This is a genomic window from Actinoplanes philippinensis, assembly GCF_900113015.1.
Taxonomy (GTDB): Bacteria; Actinomycetota; Actinomycetes; order Mycobacteriales; family Micromonosporaceae; genus Actinoplanes; species Actinoplanes philippinensis.
Map to the genome: position 1 here is coordinate 344,276 of NZ_FONV01000001.1, position 19,822 is coordinate 364,097.

At 71.6% G+C, this 19,822-nt stretch carries 21 protein-coding genes; 13 read left to right on the forward strand and 8 right to left on the reverse strand.

The genetic code is table 11. From position 1 onward, the window contains the following. Nucleotides 1–259: 259 nt before the first annotated feature. The gene (locus BM290_RS01550; RefSeq protein WP_093609138.1) at nt 260–895 is read left to right on the forward strand and encodes a DUF4360 domain-containing protein; all 636 of its coding nucleotides are present in this window, start codon (nt 260–262) and stop codon (nt 893–895) included. Nucleotides 896–947: 52 nt separating this feature from the next. Here BM290_RS01550 and BM290_RS01555 read toward each other — a convergent pair whose 3' ends face one another. After that, on the reverse strand, nt 948–1,592 hold the full coding sequence (locus BM290_RS01555) for a response regulator (RefSeq protein ID WP_373871022.1): 645 nt from the start codon (nt 1,590–1,592) through the stop codon (nt 948–950). A gap of 179 nt (nt 1,593–1,771) precedes the next feature. Then, nucleotides 1,772–3,013: a sensor histidine kinase gene (locus BM290_RS01560; RefSeq protein ID WP_218163272.1), complete on the reverse strand. Its 1,242-nt coding sequence runs from the start codon at nt 3,011–3,013 to the stop codon at nt 1,772–1,774. A gap of 342 nt (nt 3,014–3,355) precedes the next feature. On the opposite strand from BM290_RS01560, the gene BM290_RS01570 reads away from it, so the two are divergent. The 5 genes from BM290_RS01570 (at nt 3,356) to BM290_RS01590 (ending at nt 6,845) form a co-directional block, all read left to right on the forward strand. Then, on the forward strand, nt 3,356–4,066 hold the full coding sequence (locus tag BM290_RS01570; RefSeq protein WP_093609856.1) for an ABC transporter ATP-binding protein: 711 nt from the start codon (nt 3,356–3,358) through the stop codon (nt 4,064–4,066). Beyond that, nucleotides 4,060–4,881 (forward strand): hypothetical protein, encoded by an 822-nt coding sequence (locus tag BM290_RS01575; protein WP_203779118.1) that lies wholly within the window; start codon nt 4,060–4,062, stop codon nt 4,879–4,881. Before BM290_RS01570 ends, BM290_RS01575 begins: the two co-directional genes overlap by 7 nt. Nucleotides 4,882–4,907: 26 nt before the next feature. Beyond that, nucleotides 4,908–5,447: a hypothetical protein gene (locus tag BM290_RS01580; RefSeq protein WP_093609146.1), complete on the forward strand. Its 540-nt coding sequence runs from the start codon at nt 4,908–4,910 to the stop codon at nt 5,445–5,447. Nucleotides 5,448–5,564: 117 nt separating this feature from the next. Further along, nucleotides 5,565–6,413, forward strand: coding sequence for a CDP-alcohol phosphatidyltransferase family protein (locus BM290_RS01585; protein ID WP_093609148.1), 849 nt, complete (start codon nt 5,565–5,567; stop codon nt 6,411–6,413). 108 nt (nt 6,414–6,521) lie between these two features. Further along, nucleotides 6,522–6,845 carry a hypothetical protein gene (locus tag BM290_RS01590; protein WP_093609150.1) on the forward strand — a complete coding sequence of 108 codons (324 nt, stop codon included), beginning with the start codon at nt 6,522–6,524 and terminating at the stop codon, nt 6,843–6,845. 53 nt (nt 6,846–6,898) lie between these two features. Here BM290_RS01590 and BM290_RS01595 read toward each other — a convergent pair whose 3' ends face one another. From BM290_RS01595 to BM290_RS01605, 3 genes are read right to left on the reverse strand one after another with little or no spacing between them, the layout of a single operon-like run. Beyond that, nucleotides 6,899–8,596 carry a glycerol-3-phosphate dehydrogenase/oxidase gene (locus BM290_RS01595; RefSeq protein ID WP_093609152.1) on the reverse strand — a complete coding sequence of 566 codons (1,698 nt, stop codon included), beginning with the start codon at nt 8,594–8,596 and terminating at the stop codon, nt 6,899–6,901. A gap of 2 nt (nt 8,597–8,598) precedes the next feature. Then, the gene (glpK, locus tag BM290_RS01600; RefSeq protein WP_093609154.1) at nt 8,599–10,101 is read right to left on the reverse strand and encodes a glycerol kinase GlpK; all 1,503 of its coding nucleotides are present in this window, start codon (nt 10,099–10,101) and stop codon (nt 8,599–8,601) included. Then, complete coding sequence (locus BM290_RS01605) at nt 10,094–10,936, reverse strand: MIP/aquaporin family protein (protein ID WP_093609156.1); 843 nt, start codon at nt 10,934–10,936, stop codon at nt 10,094–10,096. Before BM290_RS01605 ends, glpK (BM290_RS01600) begins: the two co-directional genes overlap by 8 nt. 124 nt (nt 10,937–11,060) lie before the next feature. On the opposite strand from BM290_RS01605, the gene BM290_RS01610 reads away from it, so the two are divergent. Both BM290_RS01610 and glpK (BM290_RS01615) read left to right on the forward strand, forming a co-directional pair. Then, nucleotides 11,061–11,813 (forward strand): IclR family transcriptional regulator, encoded by a 753-nt coding sequence (locus BM290_RS01610; protein ID WP_093609158.1) that lies wholly within the window; start codon nt 11,061–11,063, stop codon nt 11,811–11,813. After that, nucleotides 11,810–13,306, forward strand: coding sequence for a glycerol kinase GlpK (gene glpK, locus BM290_RS01615; RefSeq protein ID WP_093609160.1), 1,497 nt, complete (start codon nt 11,810–11,812; stop codon nt 13,304–13,306). The genes BM290_RS01610 and glpK (BM290_RS01615) overlap by 4 nt, the downstream gene beginning before the upstream one ends. A gap of 3 nt (nt 13,307–13,309) precedes the next feature. Here glpK (BM290_RS01615) and BM290_RS01620 read toward each other — a convergent pair whose 3' ends face one another. After that, a complete protein-coding gene (locus BM290_RS01620) occupies nt 13,310–13,534 on the reverse strand; it encodes a zinc-ribbon domain-containing protein (RefSeq protein ID WP_093609162.1) in 225 nt (74 codons plus the stop codon). Between the two features lie 127 nt (nt 13,535–13,661). Between BM290_RS01620 and BM290_RS01625 the strand changes: the two genes are divergently transcribed. The 3 genes from BM290_RS01625 to BM290_RS01635 all read left to right on the forward strand — a co-directional run bounded on the left by BM290_RS01625 (nt 13,662) and on the right by BM290_RS01635 (nt 15,872). Beyond that, on the forward strand, nt 13,662–14,321 hold the full coding sequence (locus BM290_RS01625; protein WP_093609164.1) for an NADPH-dependent F420 reductase: 660 nt from the start codon (nt 13,662–13,664) through the stop codon (nt 14,319–14,321). Nucleotides 14,322–14,444: 123 nt separating this feature from the next. Continuing rightward, complete coding sequence (locus BM290_RS01630) at nt 14,445–14,792, forward strand: STAS domain-containing protein (protein ID WP_177319531.1); 348 nt, start codon at nt 14,445–14,447, stop codon at nt 14,790–14,792. 57 nt (nt 14,793–14,849) lie between these two features. Beyond that, nucleotides 14,850–15,872 (forward strand): LuxR C-terminal-related transcriptional regulator, encoded by a 1,023-nt coding sequence (locus BM290_RS01635; protein WP_093609168.1) that lies wholly within the window; start codon nt 14,850–14,852, stop codon nt 15,870–15,872. Nucleotides 15,873–15,880: 8 nt separating this feature from the next. Here the strand turns inward: BM290_RS01635 and BM290_RS01640 are convergent, their stop codons facing one another. After that, nucleotides 15,881–16,633 carry an ATP-binding protein gene (locus BM290_RS01640; protein ID WP_093609170.1) on the reverse strand — a complete coding sequence of 251 codons (753 nt, stop codon included), beginning with the start codon at nt 16,631–16,633 and terminating at the stop codon, nt 15,881–15,883. A gap of 72 nt (nt 16,634–16,705) precedes the next feature. Continuing rightward, nucleotides 16,706–17,713 (reverse strand): lipid II:glycine glycyltransferase FemX, encoded by a 1,008-nt coding sequence (locus BM290_RS01645; protein ID WP_093609172.1) that lies wholly within the window; start codon nt 17,711–17,713, stop codon nt 16,706–16,708. A 229-nt stretch (nt 17,714–17,942) separates the two neighbouring features. Between BM290_RS01645 and BM290_RS01650 the strand changes: the two genes are divergently transcribed. Beyond that, nucleotides 17,943–18,707, forward strand: a complete 765-nt coding sequence (locus BM290_RS01650) for a polysaccharide deacetylase family protein (protein ID WP_093609174.1) — start codon at nt 17,943–17,945, stop codon at nt 18,705–18,707. After that, on the forward strand, nt 18,700–19,818 hold the full coding sequence (locus BM290_RS01655; RefSeq protein ID WP_093609176.1) for a DegT/DnrJ/EryC1/StrS family aminotransferase: 1,119 nt from the start codon (nt 18,700–18,702) through the stop codon (nt 19,816–19,818). Before BM290_RS01650 ends, BM290_RS01655 begins: the two co-directional genes overlap by 8 nt. The last annotated feature ends 4 nt before the right edge of the window (nt 19,819–19,822 follow it).

Sequence of the window (19,822 nt, forward strand, 5' to 3'; positions counted from 1 at the left end):
TCCGCTGTCGAGGTTCTTAGCATTGATCCGATCGATCCGTGCCCGCTTTGCGAAAGTCTGCCCAGAAGGCCGGGGCGCGTGCGCCCGGACGGGCAATTTACCCGTTCCGCCCCCCACTGGCAGGCGTTTCCCTCGCAATATCCCCTGCGCTGTCCAACTGGTGAATCGTACGTTTCTCCAAGCGCATCCGGCAGGCACAAGTCTGCCCGCCGCGCGCATTTCCGTACCCATTTCCGCGCACCATTCCAGGAGGCACCCGATGCTGAACGTGATCGCCGCCGGAGCCATGCTGCTGTCGACCCTGGGCGGCGTTCCCGCCCCCGGCACGCACATCGTCGAGCCGCCCGACGACATGACCATCTCGGTGGTGTCGGCGAACGGATCCGGCTGCCCCCAGGGCAGCGCCGTGGTCGAGGTCTCCCCCGACAACAAGGCGTTCACCGTCTCGTACAGCAAGTTCGTCGCCGAGGTGGGCCCGCAGTCCGGTGCGCTCGACTACCGCAAACAGTGCCAGATCGCGCTGAACGTGCTGATCCCGTCCGGCTACACCTACGGGATCGCGCGCGCCGACTACCGCGGATACGCCCGGCTCGAGGAGGGCGCCACCGCGTCCGAGACGGCGTTCTACTACTTCCAGGGCATGTCGAAGACGGGCGTCAGCAAGTACCAGTTCAGCGGATTCATGGACGACTCGTGGCAGGTCACCGACGAGATCGAGGTGGAGGCGATCACCTGGCTCCCGTGCGGTTCCTCCCGTTATCTGAACATCAACACCGAACTCAAGGTCAACCGCGGCTGGTCGAACAAGTCCACCACCAGTTTCATCACCATGGACTCGTCCGACCTCAATCTCGACACCATCTACCGGGTCGCCTGGAAGCAATGTCCCTTCTGATCCGCGACCGTTCTCATCCCCACCCGTTCTCGTCCGCACCCCGTTCCGGCCGTCATCGCGGGCGGACCAGTCCCGCGTTGAAGGCGGCGATCACCAGCTGAGCACGATCGCGGGCGGACAGTTTCGCGAGCAGATGCGTGATATGCGTCTTCACCGTCTTCACCGAGATGACCAGGGCGGCAGCGATCTCGTCATTGGCGAGACCGTTTCCGATCAGCGCGAGAACCTCCACCTCGCGTGGCGTGAGCCGTCGCAGCGCCCCGGCCGGACGTTCCGGCCGGGGCGCGGCCACATAGTGCGCGACCAGCCGCGTCAGAATCGACGGCGCGAACAGCGACTCACCCCGGCACGTCCGCCGCACCGCATCGGCCAGGTCCTCCGGCCGGCTGTCCTTCAACAGGAACCCGGACGCGCCGGCCTGCAGCGCCTCGTACACGTACTCGTCCAGCTCGAACATGCTCAGCACCAGCACACGGGTGCCGGCCAGCGCAGGGTCGGCGCAGATCCGCCTGGTCGCGGTCAGCCCGTCCAGCCCGGGCATCCGGACGTCCATCAGCACCACATCCGGCCGGGTGGCCCGCGCCCGCACCACCGCCTCGGCACCGTCCCCGGCCTGCCCGACAACTTCAAGATCAGGCTGATGTCCGATAACGACCGCAAGACTGCGCCGCAGCAGCGGTTGATCATCAACAAGCAGAACCTTCAGCGGTACGGCCACCGCTCCCCCACCCGCACCCTGCCCGTCCCCGGCTTCGCCGCTACCGCCCACCCACACCCCGCCCCACCCTCTCCCCAGCCCTCACCCACAACTCCCCACCACCGCCCACCGCGAGCACGCCGGCTTCGGCGGTACGACCCCGGCCGGTCCCGGCGGCGTCACGGGGGCTCGTCGGGGATGCGGGCGACCAGGTGGAAGCCGCCGTCGACGCGTTCGGTGGTCAGGGTGCCGCCCAGGCTGCCGACTCGTTCGCGGAGGCCGGCCAGACCGTGACCCGCGCCGGGCGTCGGCCGCCAGCCGGGGACGGGGCCGCTGTCCGAGACGCTCACCACCACGTGCGAACCGTCCCGGCGCATCCGGACCGCCACGTCCGCGGGCCCCGCGTGACGGGCCGTGTTGGCCAGCCCTTCGCGGACCGTGCGGCAGATCGCGACCTGGACGCCGGGCGTTACCTCGCCGAGTTCGCCGCTGGTCAGATCGACCCGCAGCCCGGCGGTCAGCGCGGTTCGGATGATCTCCGGCAACGCGTCGAGACCCTCGGTCGGGGCGCGCGGGCCGGGTGCGGCCGGATCCCGCAGGACGGTGAGCATCCGGCGCAGCTCGGCCGTCGTCTCCCGGCTGGCGGACTCGATGTCGTCGAGAGCTGCCCGCATCTGGTCCGGCCCCGGCTCGTAGCGGGCGGCCGCCACCCGCACGGTGATCGACCCCAGCCCGTGCGACACCAGATCGTGCAGGTCACGGGCGATCCGCAGCCGCTCGGCGAGAACCGCTTCGGTGGCCGCCCACGCGGTGAGACGGCGCTCGTATTCGGCACGGTCGGCACGCCACCGCCGCACCGCCCAGACCGCTGCGGCGACGGCCCCACCACCGATCAGCACCGGGATCACGCGGGCCGCCGGCCCTTCGGCCCCGACCGTGCACATCGCCATGATCAGCACGGCGACGACCACCAGCACGACCGGAACCGCCTTGCTCCGCCAGGCCGGCCGCTCGAACGCGTTCACCGCCATGACTGTAATTCTCCGACCAGGGTCGTAGACCCGCCCGCCGACAGGCACCGCCCGCGCCAGCAGGACTGCCCGCCCGACGACAACGACGCCGACGACAACGACTCCGGCCGACCGGCGACGACGGAGACGAGGGGCGAGGACGTCGACGGGGACGAGGGGCGAGGGCGAGGGCGGCAGCGACAGCGACGCGGACAGCGACAAAGCGATGAGGGTAACGACGGCGCGAACCACGCCGACAGCGACAGCGGTGCGGACGACGCCGCGCGCCGCGGACAGCGACAGCGAGGGCGGGGGCCGGGGCGAGGGCTGGCGCGAGGCGAGGGCGAGGACGTCGACGGGGACGAGGGGCGAAGGCGAGGGCGGCAGCGACAGCGACGCGGACAGCGACAAAGCGATGAGGGTAACGACGGCGCGAACCACGCCGACAGCGACAGCGGTGCGGACGACGCTGTGCGCCGCGGACAGCGACAGCGGGGGCGAGGGCGGGGGCCGGGGCGAGGGCTGGCGCGAGGGCGAGAGCGAGAGCGAGAGCGAGAGCGAGAGCGAGAGCGAGAGCGAGAGCGAGAGCGGCGACGGCAGCGGCCGGACGCGGCGACGGCAGCGGCGACCCGGTGGGTTCGTGGCTGGGAGCTGGGTGGGAGTTCGGTGGTATCGGACCTGGGTCTCAGGGGCGGCGGGGAAACCGGAGCACGGTCCGATGTGGTCGGCGGGCGGGGCGGCTTGACTGGGGTGATGATCACTATCGAGGGTGTGAGCCGGGTTCGGGGGCGGGCCCGGATTCTGCACGAGGTCAGTTTTGAGGCTCGGGCCGGGCGGGTCACCGGGTTTCTCGGGCCCAACGGGGCCGGCAAGACGTCCACGCTGCGGGTGCTGCTCGGGCTGGACCGGGCTCAGGGTGGGCGGGCGCTGATCGACGGGCGGCGGTACGTCGATCTGGACCGTCCGCTGACCGTGGCCGGGGCGCTGCTGGACGGCAGCGGGGCGCATCGGGCGCGGACGGCGCGGGCGCATCTGCGCTGGATGGCGGCGAGCAACGGGCTGCCGAAGCGGCGGGTGGACGAGGTCCTGGAGCTGGTCGGGCTGGCGGGCGAGGCCGGGAAGCGGGCCGGGCGGTACTCGCTCGGCATGAGCCGGCGGTTGGGGCTGGCGGCGGCGCTGCTCGGTGATCCGCCGGTGCTGATCCTGGACGAGCCGGTGAACGGCCTCGATCCGGCGGGGATCCGGTGGATGCGGGCGTTCCTGCGGGACAGCGCGGCGGAAGGGCGGACGGTGCTGCTCTCCAGCCATCTGATGGGCGAGCTCGCGGAGACCGCCGACGACGTGGTGATCATCGATCACGGCGTGGTGAAGGCGGACGGGACCCTCGCCGAGGTGGTCGGGAGCCACGCGACGCTGGAGGACGCCTTTCTGGCCCGGACCGCCGGCGAGGGGGCGTCATGGTGAACGGCCACGGCGCCGCTGGGAGAGGCGGAGCCGTCCAGGGAAGAGGCGGAGCCGTCCGGGGGAGCTGGGGATGGCCGGTACGGGCGGAGCTGCGCAAGCTGCTGAGCCTGCCGACCGCCTGGGTGGGGCTGGTGCTGGGGCTGGTCGCGGCGCCGCTGCTGGTGTTCGTCAGCGCCGGCGGCACCCGGAAGGCCATCGAGGAGGGGTTTCACGCGGACCCGTCGGATGCCGCGTTCCAGCCGCTGGGGATCGGGCTGCTCGGCGCTCTGATTCTCGGGGTGGTGGTGCTGAGCAGCGAGTACACGTCGACCGGGGAGGATGCGCCGGGGGCTCGGCAACTGCAGGCCACGCTGGCGGCGATGCCCCGCCGGGGGCGTCTGCTCGTGGCGAAGGGGGTGGCGCTGAGCCTCCTCGTGGCGGCTCAGGGGGCGATCACCTCGGTGGTGACGCTGACGCTGAGCCGGATGGTGCTCGGCGACCTGGTGCCGGCGGCGTCCCCGGGGCGGGCGGCGGCCGTGGTTCTCTACTGGGTGCTGCTGGGCCTGCTGGCGTACGCCCTGACCCTGATCTTCCGCAGTGGGGTCGTCACGCTGACCGTGCTGATCGTGAACAGCTCGGTGGTGTCGGTGTCCTACCTGCTGACGAAGGTGACACCGCTGGCCGCCTACCTGCCGGACATCGTCGGGGCGCACATGTTCCTCCACCAGGTCGGTGACGTGCACATCGCCCCGGTCACCGCGGGTGTGGTGATGACCGCCTGGGTGGCCGCCCTGCTCATCCTGGGCGGCTGGATGTTCCGCAGGCGCGAGCCGTGAACCCGGGACCGAAGCAGGCGCGAGCCGTGATCACCGCGACGCGGGCCGAGGTGATCAAACTCGCCACTCTGCCGTCACTGAAAGTCACCGCGGCGCTGACGTGGGCGGTGACGATCCTGCTGCGGCCGGCCGGCCCGGAGCGCGGCGCGGTCCCGTACGCCCAGATCGGTGTGCTGGTCCTGGGCGTGCTGGCGGCCGGTCACGAGTATCAGGGCGGCGGGCAGATCCGGGCGGCGCTGCTGGCCGTGCCGCGGCGGCCGCTGCTGGCGGTGGCGAAGGCCGTCGCCCTGCTGGCGGCGGCCGGGCCGGTGGCTCTCGTCGCGGCGCTGCTGGCGGGTGAGCCGGGCGCGACCGGCGGGCTGCTGCTCGATCTGCTGCTGGCCGCGAGTGTGGCGACGATCATGCGGAACCCGGTGGGCGCCACGGCGGCGGTGCTCACCGCGTACGAGATCGTCCTGCCCCTGGTCCGCGCCCGGCTCCCGGAGGTCGCGCTGCCGCCGGCGCCGGTCGCGGTGGCCGCGGTCGCCGTGATCGCGACAGTGATCTTTTCTAGACAAACCGTTTGAGGGTTGGCGTTGTTCGACGTCCCGGTGTTGAATGCCGGGGCAAGGCGGGGGCCCCCTCATGTGCATGTGTCATTCACCCGCACTCCCCCGCGCTGTACACCTCGAGGAGTAATAACGATGGCGCAGCGCCCCTCGCTCGCGGAAGTCCGTGAGCGTACCTATAAACGCCGGGACGCCTGGTGGACCGTGTGGCTGGTGGATCCGCTGGCCGGCCCGCTGGTGCGGCTGGTGGCGCCGTGGAAATGGGCGACGCCGAACTTCCTGTCGCTGACGGCGTTCGTGGTGGGCCTGGGTGCGGCGGCCTGCTTCTGGCAGGGTGAGTACCAGTGGCTGCTGGCCGGCGCCCTGCTCTTTCATCTGGCTTTCGTGCTCGACTGCATGGACGGCAAGATCGCCCGGCTGAACGGCAACGGGTCGATCTTCGGCAGCTGGCTGGACTACGTCTTCGACCGGCTGCGGGTGATGACGTGTGCGCTGGCCATGTTCGGCGGCCAGTGGCACCTGACCGGTGACACGCTCTACCTGTGGCTGGCCACTCTGGTCATCTTCCTGGACATGTTCCGCTACCTGAACGCGCTGCAGATGCAGAAGGTCAAGCTGACCATGAAGGAGAAGCTGCTGGAGGCCACCGGCGTGCACGCGACCGACTACGTCGAGGAGAACGAGGACGAGGTCGTGGCGCAGGACGACCCGGTGAAGGCCCGCGTCGACGTGCACGGCGACTTCCGTGCGCGGTTCGGCCTGTTCCTGCAGATCCGCGACTTCCTGCAGCGCAACCGCATCCGCCCGCACGTGTTCAGCGGCATCGAGTTCATGATGTTCGTGTTCATCGTGGGCCCGGTGATCAACCAGATCGTGCCGGTGACGATCCTGTCCGGGGTGCTGATGCTGGCGTTCGAGGCGCTGCTGGTCTACAAGCTGTGGACCACGACCAAGACGTTCCAGAGGCGGATGGCCACGGTCTGACCGCACCACCACCGAAAGTCGGCGGCCGTTCCCCGAATCCGGGGGAACGGCCGCTTTTCGCCCTTTTCGTCCATAGACTCGGCACCACTGGACGAAATGAGGAGAAACATGTCAAACGCGACGAACCAGCAGACCCGGACGACCGGCTGGCTGGTGGCCGAGCTGCACCGGATCCGCGACGTCCTGGCCGTCCTGCCGCTGCCCGACGAGACCGCCGCGGCGGCCCACCGGGACCTCGGCGAGGCGGAGAGCCTGCTGGGCGACGCCGAACCCGACCGGCGGCGGCTCGGCGGCACCCTGGAGCGCCTGACGCTCGTACTCGCCGCCTCCGGGGCCCTCCAGCATGCCGGTCAGGCCCTCGCCGGGCCGCTGCGCACCCTCGCCGACTGGGTGGGCGAGCCGGCCCGCACGATCCGCCAGCTGCTGGCCTGACCGGCCGCCCGGACGAGGCGCGGACCGGCGCCCGGCGAAGTACGGACCGGCGCTCAGACGACGCGGACCGGCACCACGTCCGGGGCGCCGAGCCGGGCGGCGTCGGCCGTCTCGTCGTCCTGCTGCTCCTGGGAGGCGCGCTCGGCCTCCACCCGCAGCCGGTAGTTCTCCACCTCCCGGTCCCGCTGCTCCGGGCTCCAGCCGAGGACCCGGCCCATCAGCTCGGCGGCGTGCGGGGCGGCCACCACACCCCGGTCGAAGGTCTCGATCGAGATCCGGGTACGCCTGGTCAGCACGTCCACCAGATGCCGGGCGCCCTCGGCGGCGGCCGCGTAGACGAACTCGGCCCGCAGGTAGTCGTCGGCGCCCTCGATCGGCCGGGCCAGGCCCGGGTCGTCGCGGATCAGGGCGAGCAGCTCATGGACCAGCGAGCCGTACCGGCCGAGCAGGTGCTCGACCCGGGCCACGTGCAGCCCCGACTCGGCGGCCAGCAGGCCCCGCCGGTTCCACAGGGCCGGGTAGCCGTCCGCGCCGAGCAGCGGCACCCGGTCGGTGACCGAACGCGGCACGCTGCGGGCCAGGCCGTGCACGCAGGCGTCGACGGCGTCCTTCGCCATCACCCGGTACGTCGTGTACTTGCCACCGGCCACCACCACCAGCCCCGGCACCGGGCTGCTGACCGAGTGCTCCCGGGACAGCTGCGACGTCGACTCGGACTCGCCGGACAGCAGCGGCCGCAGGCCCGCGTAGACGCCCTCCACGTCGGCCCGCTCCAGCGGCCGGGCCAGCACCTTGTTGACCTCGGTGAGCAGGTAGTCGATGTCCTTCGCGGACGCGGCCGGGTGCGCCTTGTCCAGCGACCAGTCGGTGTCGGTGGTGCCGACGATCCAGTGCCGGCCCCAGGGGATCACGAACAGCACGCTCGACGCGGTCCGCAGGATCAGGCCGGTCGTCGAGTGGATGCGGTCGCGGGGCACGACCAGGTGGATGCCCTTCGACGCGCGGACGTGGAACTGGCCCCGTTCGCCGACCAGGGACTGGGTGTCGTCGGTCCACACCCCGGTCGCGTTGATCACCTGCCGGGCGCGGATCTCGTACGTCCGGTCGTGTTCGAGGTCGTGCACCCGTACCCCGGTGACTCTCTCGCCCTCCCGGAGGAAACCGACCACCTCGGCCCGCGTCGCGACGTGGGCCCCGTGTGACGCCGCGGTCCTGGCCAGGAACATCGTGTGCCGGGCGTCGTCCATCTGCGCGTCGTAGTACTGCAGGGCCCCGACCAGCGCGTCCCGGCGCAGGGCGGGGCAGGCGCGCAGAGCGCCGCGACGGGTGAGGTGCCGGTGCCGCGGCAGGGACCCGGCCAGCGCCATCGTGTCGTAGAGGGTGACGCCGGCGCCCGCGTAGAGCCGTTCCCAGCCGCGGTGCCGGAGGGGGTAGAGGAACCGGACCGGGCGGGCCAGGTGCGGCGCGAGGCGCTGCAGGATGAGCCCCCGCTCCCGCAGCGCCTCGCGGACCAGCCCGAAGTCGAGCATCTCCAGGTATCGGAGACCGCCGTGGATGAGTTTGCTGGACCGGCTGGACGTGCCGGAGGCGAGGTCGCGCGCCTCGACGAGCCCCACGGTGAGTCCCCGTGTGACCGCGTCGAGCGCGCACCCCGCCCCCACCACTCCCCCACCGATCACCAGCACGTCGACCTCGGTCGTGGACAGCGCGTCGAGGGCGGCGTCCCGGTACGAAGGAGAGAGAGCAGTCATGATCAGTCCACGTCCACCCAGTCGAGGGTTCGCTGCACCGCCTTCTTCCACCTGCCGAAGCCCTGGTCGCGCTGCTCCGGCGACCACTGCGGCTGCCAGCGCTGCGACTCGTTCCAGTTCTCCCGCAGCTCGTCGGTGTTCTTCCAGAAACCGACCGCGAGACCGGCCGCGTAGGCGGCGCCCAGGGCGGTGGTCTCGGCGACGACCGGGCGGCTGACCGGCACGCCGAGCACGTCGGCCTGGATCTGCATGCAGAGGTTGTTGACGGTGATGCCGCCGTCGACCTTCAGCACGTCGAGGGTGACGCCGGAGTCCTGGGCCATGGCGTCGACCACGTCGCGGGTCTGGTAGCAGATCGCCTCCAGGGTGGCCCGGGCGATGTGCGCGTCGGTGTTGAACCGGGACAGGCCGACGATCGCGCCGCGGGCGTCGGAGCGCCAGTAGGGGGCGAACAGGCCGGAGAACGCCGGGACGAAGTAGACGCCGCCGTTGTCCTGCACCCGGGCCGCCAGCGACTCGCTCTCCGCCGCCGAGTTGATGATGTGCAGCTGGTCGCGCAGCCACTGCACGGCCGAGCCGGTGACCGCGATCGAGCCCTCCAGCGCGTAGACCGGGGCCGCGTCGCCGAATTTGTAGCAGACCGTGGTGAGCAGCCCGTTCTCCGAGCGCACCAGGTTCGTCCCGGTGTTGAGGAGCATGAAGTTGCCGGTGCCGTAGGTGTTCTTGGCCTCGCCCGGGCTGAAGCACACCTGCCCGACGGTGGCCGCCTGCTGGTCGCCGAGGTCGCCGGTGATCGGCACCTCACCGCCGAGCGGTCCGGGCACCCGGGCCACGCCGAACCCGGTCGGGTCGGACGACGGCCGGATCTCCGGGAGCATCCGCCGCGGGATGCCGAAGAACGACAGCAGCTCGTCGTCCCAGTCGAGGGTCTCCAGGTTCATCAACATGGTGCGGCTGGCGTTCGTCACGTCGGTGACATGGTTCCCGGTGATGTTCCACAGCAGCCAGCTGTCGGTGTTGCCGAAGATCGCGTCGCCACGCTCGGCCGCCTCGCGGACCCCGTCGACGTTCTCCAGGATCCACTGGATCTTGCCGCCGGAGAAGTAGGTGGCCGGCGGCAGCCCCGCCTTGCGCCGGATCACGTCGCCACGGCCGTCCCGGTCAAGGGCGGAGGCGATCCGATCGGTACGGGTGTCCTGCCACACGATCGCGTTGTAGTAGGGCCGTCCGGTGTTCCGGTCCCAGACGACGGTGGTCTCCCGCTGGTTGGTGATGCCCACCGCGGCCAGGTCGGACGCGCTCAGCCCGGCCTTCTGCATGGCCGTGCGCACGACGGTGACGGTCCGGTCCCAGATCTCGATCGGGTTGTGCTCGACCCAGCCTGCCTGCGGCAGGATCTGCTCGTGCTCCAGCTGGTGCCGGGCCACCTCGTTGCCGCCATGGTCGAAGATCATGAACCGCGTGCTGGTCGTTCCCTGGTCCACTGCGCCCACGAAGTCAGCCACGGGTCGCCTCCACTTCTGCCTCGTCCCTCGGTGTCGGGACACGTCCGGCCTCCGGCTCCTCGGCCGACGGCAGGAAACGTCCGATCAGAGTCTGGTACAGCCCGGCGCCCACGACGCCACCGATGATCGGCCCGACGATCGGGATCCAGAAGTAGAGATACCCCGTCTGGTCGCGGAACGCGCCCCCGTATCCGGTCAGGAAACTGGCGAGCCGCGGGCCGAAGTCACGGGCCGGGTTGATCGCGTAGCCGGCGTTCGTGCCCCAGGCCATGCCGATCGCGACGACGAGCAGGCCGACCACGACCGGGCCCAGGTTGGCGGCCGGCGGGCTGTTGGCCATGTCGGTCAGCGCCAGGATCACGAAGAGCAGGATGGCCGTGCCGATGATCTGGTCCCGGAAGGCGCCCCACTCGCTCACCGGGAGCGTGCCGTTGCCGGGCAGGGTCGAGAAGACGCCCTGCGTCTTGATGGTCAGATCGGGGTCGGCGGCGCGCAGCACCTCGGTGTAGTTCCAGCGCACCAGCAGCGCGGCCACGAACGCGCCGAGAGTCTGGGCGATCGCGTACGGCGCCACCTTCCGCCAGGAGAAGCCCTTGAAGACGGCGAGGGCGACGGTCACCGCCGGGTTCAGGTGCGCGCCGCTGATCCGCGCCGCGACGTAGACGCCGAGGGTGACGCCCAGGCCCCAGGCCCAGGCGATGCTGTCGTGGTCCCCGATGCCGGCGGCGGCGACCTGCGCCACCACCCCGACACCGAAGAGGATCAGGATCATCGTGCCGGCGAACTCCGCCGCGAGCTCGCCGGCGAGTCCAGGAACTTTGAGTCGTGTAGCCATGCTCCCTCCTCTGCTCGTTGCCTTGGACGCTAGGAACGGGTCCGGAGTGGGGCAATGAACATCGGTCGGCATTGTCGAACATCAATAACGGCGAGTTGTCGCACGGTGGCATAGAGTCCGAAACATGCCCGGGACGGTGCAGTCCATCGAGCGAGCGGCCGCGATCCTCCGGACGCTCGCCGGTGGTCCGGGCCGCCTGGGGCTCACCGAGATCGCCCGGACGCTGGACCTGGCCAAGGGCACCACCCACGGCATCCTGCGTACCCTGCAGCTGGTCGGGTTCGTCGAGCAGGACCGGGTCTCCGGGCAGTACCAGCTCGGCGGCGCCCTGTTGCACCTGGGCACCAGCTACCTCGACATCAACGAGCTGCGGTCCCGGTCGATCAACTGGGCCGACCCGCTGGCCGCCCGCAGCGGCGAGTCGGTCCGGATCGGCACCGTCCTGGAGGGGCGGGTCCTGGTCGTGCACCACGTGTTCCGGCCGGACGACACGTTCCAGACCCTCGACGTGGGCACGCTGCTGCCGCTGCACGCCACGGCCCTCGGCAAGGTGCTGCTGGCCTACCGGGCCGGTGGCCCGCCGCCCGACCTGGAGGCCTTCACCCGGCTCACCCTCACCGACGCGAAGGCGCTCGGCACCGCCCTGGAGGGGGTACGCGACGCCGGCTGGGCCGGTGAGGTCGAGGAGTTCCTGCTCGGGCAGGCCGCGGTGGCGGCGCCGATCCGTGGCTACGGCGGCCTGGTGGTCGGCGCGATCGGCATCTCCGGCCCGGTCGACCGGGTCTGCGACAGCCGCTACCGGCCACGCCCGCACCTCGTCGGCTACGTGCGCGACGCGGCCCGCGCGATCTCTCGCGATCTGGGGGCGGCCCGATGACCGACCGGTATGTGGTGGCGATCGACCAGGGCACCACGTCGACCAGGTGCATCGTCTTCGACCGGCGCGGGCAGCTCGTCTCGCTCGCCCAGCAGGAGCACAAGCAGTACTTCCCCCGCCCGGGATGGGTGGAGCACGACGCCATGGAGATCTGGCGCAACGTGGAGCGCCTCGCCCCGCGCGTCCTCTCCCGCGCCGGGATCGGTCTCGGCCAGGTCGCCGCGGTGGGCATCGCCAATCAACGGGAGACCACCGTCATCTGGGACCGGGTCACCGGCGTCCCGATCGGGCGGGCCATCATCTGGCAGGACACCCGCACCGACTCGCTCGTGCACACGCTGGCCTCCTCGCCGGCCGCGAAGGACGTCTCGGAGACGTCGGGCCTGCCACTGGCGACCTACTTCTCCGGGCCCCGGCTGCGCTGGATGCTCGACCACACCCCGGGCCTGCGGGAGCGCGCCGAGCGCGGCGAGGTGCTCTGCGGCACGATGGAGACCTGGCTGATCTGGAACCTGACCGGCCGCGCCCAGCACGTCACCGACGTCACCAACGCCAGCCGCACCATGCTCCTGGACGTCCGGTCCCTCGACTGGTCGGAGCGGGCGCTGGACTTCTTCGGCATCCCCCGCGCGATGCTGCCGGCGGTGCGGCCGTCGATCGGCGGTTTCGGCACCGCGTCGGAGGGCTTCCCGGGGGTACGGATCGGCGCCGCCCTCGGCGACCAGCAGGCGGCGCTCTTCGGGCAGACCTGCTTCACCCCGGGCGAGGCCAAGTGCACGTACGGCACCGGCAGCTTCCTGCTCCTGAACACCGGCGCCGACCTGATCCACCCGGAGAACGGGCTGCTCAGCACGGTCGCCTACCAGATCGCCGGGGAACGGGCCGTCTACGCGCTGGAGGGCTCGATCGCGATCACCGGCTCGCTGGTCCAGTGGTTCCGCGACCAGCTGGAGCTGATCTCCAGCGCCCCGGAGATCGAGACGCTGGCCCGGACCGTCGCCGACAACGGCGGCTGCTACATCGTCCCGGCGTTCTCCGGGCTCTACGCGCCGTACTGGCGCAGCGAGGCGCGGGGCGTCATCGTGGGCCTCACCTCGTACATCACCAAGGGCCACCTGGCCCGGGCGGTGCTGGAGGCGACCGCCTGGCAGACCCGCGAGGTGGTCGACGCGATGAACGCCAACTCCGGCCTCGCCCTGACCACGCTCAAGGTGGACGGCGGGATGACCGCCGACAACCTGCTCATGCAGATGATCGCCGACGTCCTCGACGTGCCGCTGGTCCGCCCGCTGGCCGTGGAGACGGTGTCGCTGGGCGCGGCGTACGCGGCCGGCCTGGCCGTCGGCTACTGGCCCGACCTGGACGGGCTGCGCCGCAACTGGCACATCGCCGGCCAGTGGATGCCGGCCATGGACCCGGCGGTGCGCTCCGCCGAGTACGCCAACTGGCGCCGCGCGGTGGAGCGCACCTTCGACTGGATCCAGCCGGCCTGACCATCAGGCGGCGACCAGGCGCGGATCCGCCTTGCGGAAGGCCTGGCAGTGGCCGCAGACCACGTAGTGGGCGGCCGGTTTGACCGGGAAGAGCGGGATGAAGAAGAGCGTGAACCTGGTCGTCCGGCGCAGCAGGTGCTGGGGCGCCTTCCAGCCGCAGACCTCGCAGGTCATCACCCGGGCGCCCATCGGATGGTCCTTGCTTCGCAATCCGAACAACAGGAACACCGGACTCTCCTCGCCTCGCCGACTCGCTTATCCCATGCTCTTACCCACTGGCAAGCGGTACGTGCTGGCGGTCACGAAACCGGCACCGGGAGGAATCGGGGAGCCGGGCCGGGAGTTCGCGAAAGGTATGACGACGATCGGACTCATCGGCAGCGGGAACATCGGAAGCACCGTGGCACGGCTGGCCGTGGCGGCCGGGCACGATGTGGTGCTGAGCAACTCCCGCGGGCCGGAGACGCTGCAGGAACTGGTCGGCGAGCTGGGCCCGAAGGCCCGCGCGGCGACCCCCGCCGAGGCGGCCGCGGCCGGTGACATCGTGGTGGTGACCGTGCCGCTGAAGGCCTTCCGGGACGTGCCGGCCGGGCCGCTGGCCGGCAAGGTGGTCATCGACACCAACAACTACTACCCGGAGCGCGACGGGGTCTTCGAGGAGCTGGAGAACGGCTCCACCACCACCGGCGAGCTGCTGCAGGGCCACCTCGCCGAGTCGCACGTGGTGAAGGCGTTCAACAACATCTACTTCGAGCATCTGGCGTCGCTGGGCCGGCCGGCCGGGGCGGCGGACCGGACGGCGCTGCCGATCGCCGGTGACGACGCGGCGGCCCGGAAGACGGTCGCCGAGCTGCTCGACAGCCTCGGTTACGACACCGTCGACGTGGGGCCGCTCGCCGAGAACCGGCGCACCCAGCGGGACACGCCGGTCTACGTGACGCCGTACGGCGCGTTCGGTGGACCCGCCACCCCGGCGGACGCCGAGACGATCCGCGCCGCGGTCGCCGCCGCCTGACCTCCTCCTGATGGCGCCCCCGCGCGCCGTCCGCCCGTGATGGACCGGAGATTCTTCCGATGTGCCACGCCGGTCGCTCTCGGTAGCGTCCCCGGCAGGGTTACGAACGGGTGGGGAGGGCGCGTGCAAGACCATCTGGTGGACCTCACCGTCACCGTGGAACGGACCGGCCCCGGCGAGCTGCTCGTCGGGGTGGCCGGTGAGCTGGACATCCGGACCGCCTCGCCGATGCTGCGCACGCTGGGCGGCCTGCTCGGCGAGGACGAGTTCGCGGTGATGCGGCTCAACCTGTCCGGGATCGAGTTCTGCGACCACGCGGGGCTGCGGGCGCTGCACGCGCTGGAGGTGGCCGCCGGCCCGGACCGGGTCCGGATCGTGGCCGCCCACCCGTCGGTCGACGTGATCCTGCGGCTCTGCGGCATCGCGACGTTCCTCGGCCACCCGGCCGGTGCGGCGACCTGCGCCGGCTGATCGGCCGACCCCGGAAGTGCCTGTCCGGGAGCCCGCGGACCGGCACATGATGGACGGGTGGGCCCACCTCCCGCCAGTGGGCGGATCACTGCCGAGCTGCTGCGGGCCGCGGCGATGCCGGGCGGCGTACGGCAGCGTGCCGAGGCGCTGATCGAGGCGCTGCGCCCGGTGCTGCGGCACGACGCGGCCTGGCTCAGCCTGCTCGACCCGGAGCGGTGGGTGCAGCAGCCGGTCGCCACGGCCGGCTACCCGGACCGGGTGCGCGGCTATCTGGCGTCCCCCTCGTTCATGGCCGAGGTGGAGCGGGTCGGCATGCACCGGGGCCGCCGCCCGATCCGGGTCTTCGACTCGCCGGTCCACGTCTCCGAGCTGCCGGTCTGGGTCGACTACTTCCAGCCGTCCGGGCTGGCCGAGGGCGTGTCGATCCCGGTGGTCACCGCGGACGGCCGGTACCTGGGACTGCTCGGCTCGCACACCGAGTCGGCGGAGCCGCTGAGCGAGGAGTCCCTCGACCTGCTGATCTCGCTGACGCCGCTGATCGCGCACGTGGTCGACCCGCTGCGCGCGCTGACCACGCTGGCCGCGATGGTGTCCGACGCGCGGGCCGGGGTGGTGCTGACCCGCGCCGGGCGCGTCGAGGAACTGCCGGGCCTGCCGGGCGCCGCCGCGTCCGGGATGGACGCGGCCACCCTGCGCCGGGCCGGGTCGCTGCTGACCCCGGGGCGGACGTGGGCGCGTTTCCTGGTGCCGGCCGAGGACCCGGCCGGGCCGGGCGCGCTGCTGCAGGTCACCGTGCTGGCGTGCCCGCCGGAGCCGCCCGGCCACCACCGGGCGCTGGTGCTGTCCGGGCCGCAGCCGGAGACGTACGGCCTGACGCCCCGCGAGCTGCAGGTGCTCGGGCTGCTGGTGGAGGGGCGCAGCAACGCGGCGATCGCGAGCGCCCTGCGGATCACGGCGCGGACCGCGGTCGGGCACCTGGAGCACATCATGCTGAAGCTGGGAGCCGGGTCGCGCACCGCGGCGGCGGTCCGCGCCGACCGGCAGGGCCTCTACGTGCCGGCCGGTTTCCTCCGCGCCTGAGGTCCGGGTCAGGCACGCAGCAGCGCCCACACGATCTTGCCGGCCCGGGTGGGCAGGGCGCCCCAGCCGTTGACCGCCGCGTCGACGATGCGCAGGCCGTACCCCCGCTCGGTCAGGGGGTTCTCCATCTCCAGCCGGATCGACGGCAGCGCCGGGGAGCCGTCGACGACCGCCAGGTGCAGCAGCCGGCCCGCGTCGCGACGGGAGATCAGCACGTCGATCGGGGTGCCGGCGTGCTCGGCGGCGTTGACGACCAGCTCCGACACGACCAGCCGGGCCCGGGTCACCAGCGGCTCCATCCCCCACCCCGTGCAGGCGGCGGTCACCATGTGCCGGGCCCGGGCGGCGGCCGCCTCGTCCGGGGGCAGGTGCAGGCGCACCCGGTCCATCCGCGGGCGGCTCACGGCGAGGAACGAGCGGGCCAGCCGCACGGTCGGGAAGGCGGGCACGAGGCGGCCGGCCACGACGGTGCCGAGCCGGGCGGACAGGTCGGTCCGGTCGGGCAGGCACGCGGCGACCCGGACCACCGGCTCCATGCGCTCGCCGTGGGTGGCGGCGGTGAGCCAGAGCGGCGCGCTGATCGCCCCCGGGTCCTGCAGGTGGCGCAGGTCGAGCAGCAGCCCGGCCGGGTGGTGGGACAGGCACTTGTTGAGCAGGCCGAAAGTGGCCGGCCACAGGGCACGCTCCCAGACGCCACGCACGGTGAGCTCGACGACCCAGGTCTCGTCGTCCACCACGGCTGTGACCGATGGGCCGGACATCCCCTCGTCCCGTTCTCCGCAAAAGCTACCGAGGAAACTATCCGGGCCTGCGGCTCGATGCCAGTCGGCCGGTCAGCGGGCGGAGATCAGACGGGCGACGGTGCGCTGCTTGAAGGCGAAACCCTGCTTGGCGGCGTCACGCAGATGGGCGACGAGCGGCGAGCGGGAGCGGCGGGCCCACGGGACGGCGACCTCGGTGGTGCCGTACTTCTGCTTGTACGCGTTGCCGCCCACGAAGTCGAACTCGGTGAGGCCGCGTGCCTTGGCCCATCGCAGCGCATGCCAGATCAGCGTCTCGTTGGGACGCAGATGCTGCCCGGAGCGGTAGCTGGCGCCGCCCCAGAAGTACATCGCGCGGTGGTGCCACGGCAGGATCGCGGTGGCGATGCCGCGTCCCTCCGCGTCCCGGGCGCGCAGCAGCAGGACCCGTCCGGCCGGCCCGAGGTGACGGATCAACGACCGAACCCTTTCCACCGAATAGGTGGGTACCAGATTCTGTTTGGCGAATACGTCCCGCAATTGATCGTAGAATTCGTCGGCGAATGCGGGATCGGGGTCCACCTCCTCGACGGTGACGCCCGACTTCGCGGCCTTGCGGATGTTTCTGCGGCACGCGCTGGCCATCGCGCCGAACAACTCGTCCTCACCCGGATTCAGATCGATCACCGCGGTGGGCGCGGAGTCCCAGCGCAGGCCGAGGCCGCCCAGATCGGCCGGCGTGAGGCCCCGGTCGCGGATCTCCAGGTGCGCGGCGCCGGCCTCGCCGAAGGCGAACGGCATCAGGGCGCCGAGCGCGGCCCGCCGGGACACGTCCGGGTGGAGGGTGAACCCGAGGTACGACGTGGTCCAGCCGGCCATCGGGCTGCCCAGGATACGCATGCCGAATCGCCTGCTCAGGAGCCCGGTGAAGTGCCCGACCGGCTGACCGGCGTCGGTGACGGTGGCGAGCAGCGGCTCGGCGTTCTGGCACTCGGCGATGAACCGGAGCCACTCGGGAGTGTGGAAGATCAGCCGATCCGGGTAGGTCGCCCGGTCGGCCCAGAGGGCGGCGTCAGGCTGCACCCGGTGCAGTCGCAACATGAGGGGTCCCCGATCGAATCATTGGCCGGCGGGCCTGATGATGCTCAACCGGAAGTCCATTCCGCAAGGAGCCGATCGGGCTATTCCTTATTGACGCGAATAATACTCGCGTTCCTTATGACAATTGCTACTGACGCTTCCCCGCACGCATTTGCGAAGGTGGGTCGAGAGCCGCGGGACGACGTTCCGTGGCCGCGACCTGTCGACCGAGCGGGAGGGTGCCGATCGCATGCAGACGGCGATCAGACGACGCCTGAACGAGCTGGGGCTGCGCAGCCGCCTGCGGGCCCGGCCCCGGCTGCAGGGACGGATCCTCGCGCCGGCCGGGCTGCGGCGCCGGCTGCCCAGCACGCCCGGCCTCTACTTCCCCTTCTACCACGACGTCCCCGCCGAGTACGCCAAGGACCTGCGCCACCACCTGCGCGCCCTGCAGCGGATCGGCCCGATGGTCGCCTGGGACGAGGCGATGCGCATCCTGACCGGCACGCAGCCGCTGACCGGCCCGGTGTTCTGCCTGTCCTTCGACGACGCCCACCTGACCTGGCGGGACGTGGCCGCGCCGGTGCTGCTGGAGATGCGGGTGCCGGCGATGTTCTTCCTGACCTCCGGCATGGTCGGCCGGCCCGGAAACCTGACCTGGGACGACTGCCGGGCGCTGGCGGCGTCCGGGTTCGACTTCGGCTCGCACACGGTCACCCATCACCGGCTGGCCGACCAGGACGACGAGACCGCGGCCCGGGAGATCGTCGACTCGAAACGGGAGATCGAGGACGAGCTCGGCGTGGCGGTCCGGGACTTCGCGGCGCCGTACGGCCACCCCGCCGTCGACTACCGCGAGCGGGACGTGGCCGTCGCCCGGGAAGCCGGGTACCGCAGCTTCGCCAGCACCCTGCGCCCGGCCATGCGTCCCGGCGACTCCCCGATGTGCATCCGCCGGCAGGGTCTGCACCCGGCCTGGCCGATCCTGGCCGTGAGGACCCGCGTCCATGACTGACACCGAGACCGGCGCCCGCATCTTCCTGTCCCCGCCGGACGTCACCGACCTCGAGCGCAAGCTGCTGCTCGACGCCTTCGACTCCAACTGGGTGGCCCCGGTCGGCCCCGACCTGGACGCCTTCGAGGAGCAGGTGGCGCACCGGGTCGGCGTCCGGCACGCGGTCGCGCTGAGCAGCGGCACGGCCGCGCTGCACCTGGCCCTGATCGCGGCCGGGGTACGCCGTGGCGACACCGTGCTGGTGCCGTCGTTCACCTTCGCCGCGACCGCGAACGCCGTGGTCTACCTGGGCGCCCGGCCGGTCTTCGTGGACTCCACCCCGGACAGCTGGAACGTCGACCCGGCGCTGGTGGCCGAGGAGCTGCGGGCCCGGGCCGAACGCGGGAACCTGCCCCGGGCGGTGATCGCTGTCGACATGTACGGCCAGTGCGCCGACTACGACCCCCTGCTGGAAGCGTGCGACCGGTACGGCGTACCCCTGATCGAGGATGCCGCCGAAGCCCTCGGGGCGACCTATCGCGGACGGGCGGCCGGGTCGTTCGGGCTGGCCGGGGTGCTCTCCTTCAACGGCAACAAGATCATCACCACCGGTGGCGGCGGGATGCTGGTGACCGACGACAGCCGGATCGCCAAGCAGGCCCGGCACCTGTCCACCCAGGCCCGGGAGCCGGTCGCGCACTACGAGCACCGGGCCGTCGGCTACAACTACCGGCTCAGCAACCTGCTGGCCGCGGTCGGCCGGGGCCAGGTGCAGCGGCTGGATCAGATGATCGCCGCCCGCAAGGCGACCTTCGCCTACTACCGGGATCAGCTGCCCGGCCTGACGTTCATGCCGGTCGCCGGCTACGGCGAGCCCAACTGGTGGCTCACCTGCGTGCTCACCGAGGACGAGAGCAGCCGTGATCGGATGCTGGCCGCGCTGAACGGCCGCAACATCGAGGCCCGCCCCGCCTGGAAGCCGATGCACCTGCAGCCGGTCTTCCAGGACTGTGTGACCCGCGGTGGCGGGGTGTGCGCCGATCTGTTCCGCCGCGGGGTGTGCCTGCCCAGTGGATCCGCTCTGACCGACCACGACCGGAGACGCGTCGTCGACGCGGTTCGGGAGGGCTGAGGCC

Coding starts and splice junctions, on each gene's coding strand:
- BM290_RS01550 (WP_093609138.1), top strand. CDS start 260: ATGCTGAACGTGATCGCCGCCGGAGCCATGCTGCTGTCGACCCTGGGC.
- BM290_RS01570 (WP_093609856.1), top strand. CDS start 3,356: ATGATCACTATCGAGGGTGTGAGCCGGGTTCGGGGGCGGGCCCGGATT.
- BM290_RS01575 (WP_203779118.1), top strand. CDS start 4,060: ATGGTGAACGGCCACGGCGCCGCTGGGAGAGGCGGAGCCGTCCAGGGA.
- BM290_RS01585 (WP_093609148.1), top strand. CDS start 5,565: ATGGCGCAGCGCCCCTCGCTCGCGGAAGTCCGTGAGCGTACCTATAAA.
- BM290_RS01590 (WP_093609150.1), top strand. CDS start 6,522: ATGTCAAACGCGACGAACCAGCAGACCCGGACGACCGGCTGGCTGGTG.
- BM290_RS01595 (WP_093609152.1), bottom strand. CDS start 8,596: ATGACTGCTCTCTCTCCTTCGTACCGGGACGCCGCCCTCGACGCGCTG.
- BM290_RS01605 (WP_093609156.1), bottom strand. CDS start 10,936: ATGGCTACACGACTCAAAGTTCCTGGACTCGCCGGCGAGCTCGCGGCG.
- BM290_RS01610 (WP_093609158.1), top strand. CDS start 11,061: ATGCCCGGGACGGTGCAGTCCATCGAGCGAGCGGCCGCGATCCTCCGG.
- glpK (WP_093609160.1), top strand. CDS start 11,810: ATGACCGACCGGTATGTGGTGGCGATCGACCAGGGCACCACGTCGACC.
- BM290_RS01625 (WP_093609164.1), top strand. CDS start 13,662: ATGACGACGATCGGACTCATCGGCAGCGGGAACATCGGAAGCACCGTG.
- BM290_RS01640 (WP_093609170.1), bottom strand. CDS start 16,633: ATGTCCGGCCCATCGGTCACAGCCGTGGTGGACGACGAGACCTGGGTC.
- BM290_RS01645 (WP_093609172.1), bottom strand. CDS start 17,713: ATGTTGCGACTGCACCGGGTGCAGCCTGACGCCGCCCTCTGGGCCGAC.
- BM290_RS01650 (WP_093609174.1), top strand. CDS start 17,943: ATGCAGACGGCGATCAGACGACGCCTGAACGAGCTGGGGCTGCGCAGC.
- BM290_RS01655 (WP_093609176.1), top strand. CDS start 18,700: ATGACTGACACCGAGACCGGCGCCCGCATCTTCCTGTCCCCGCCGGAC.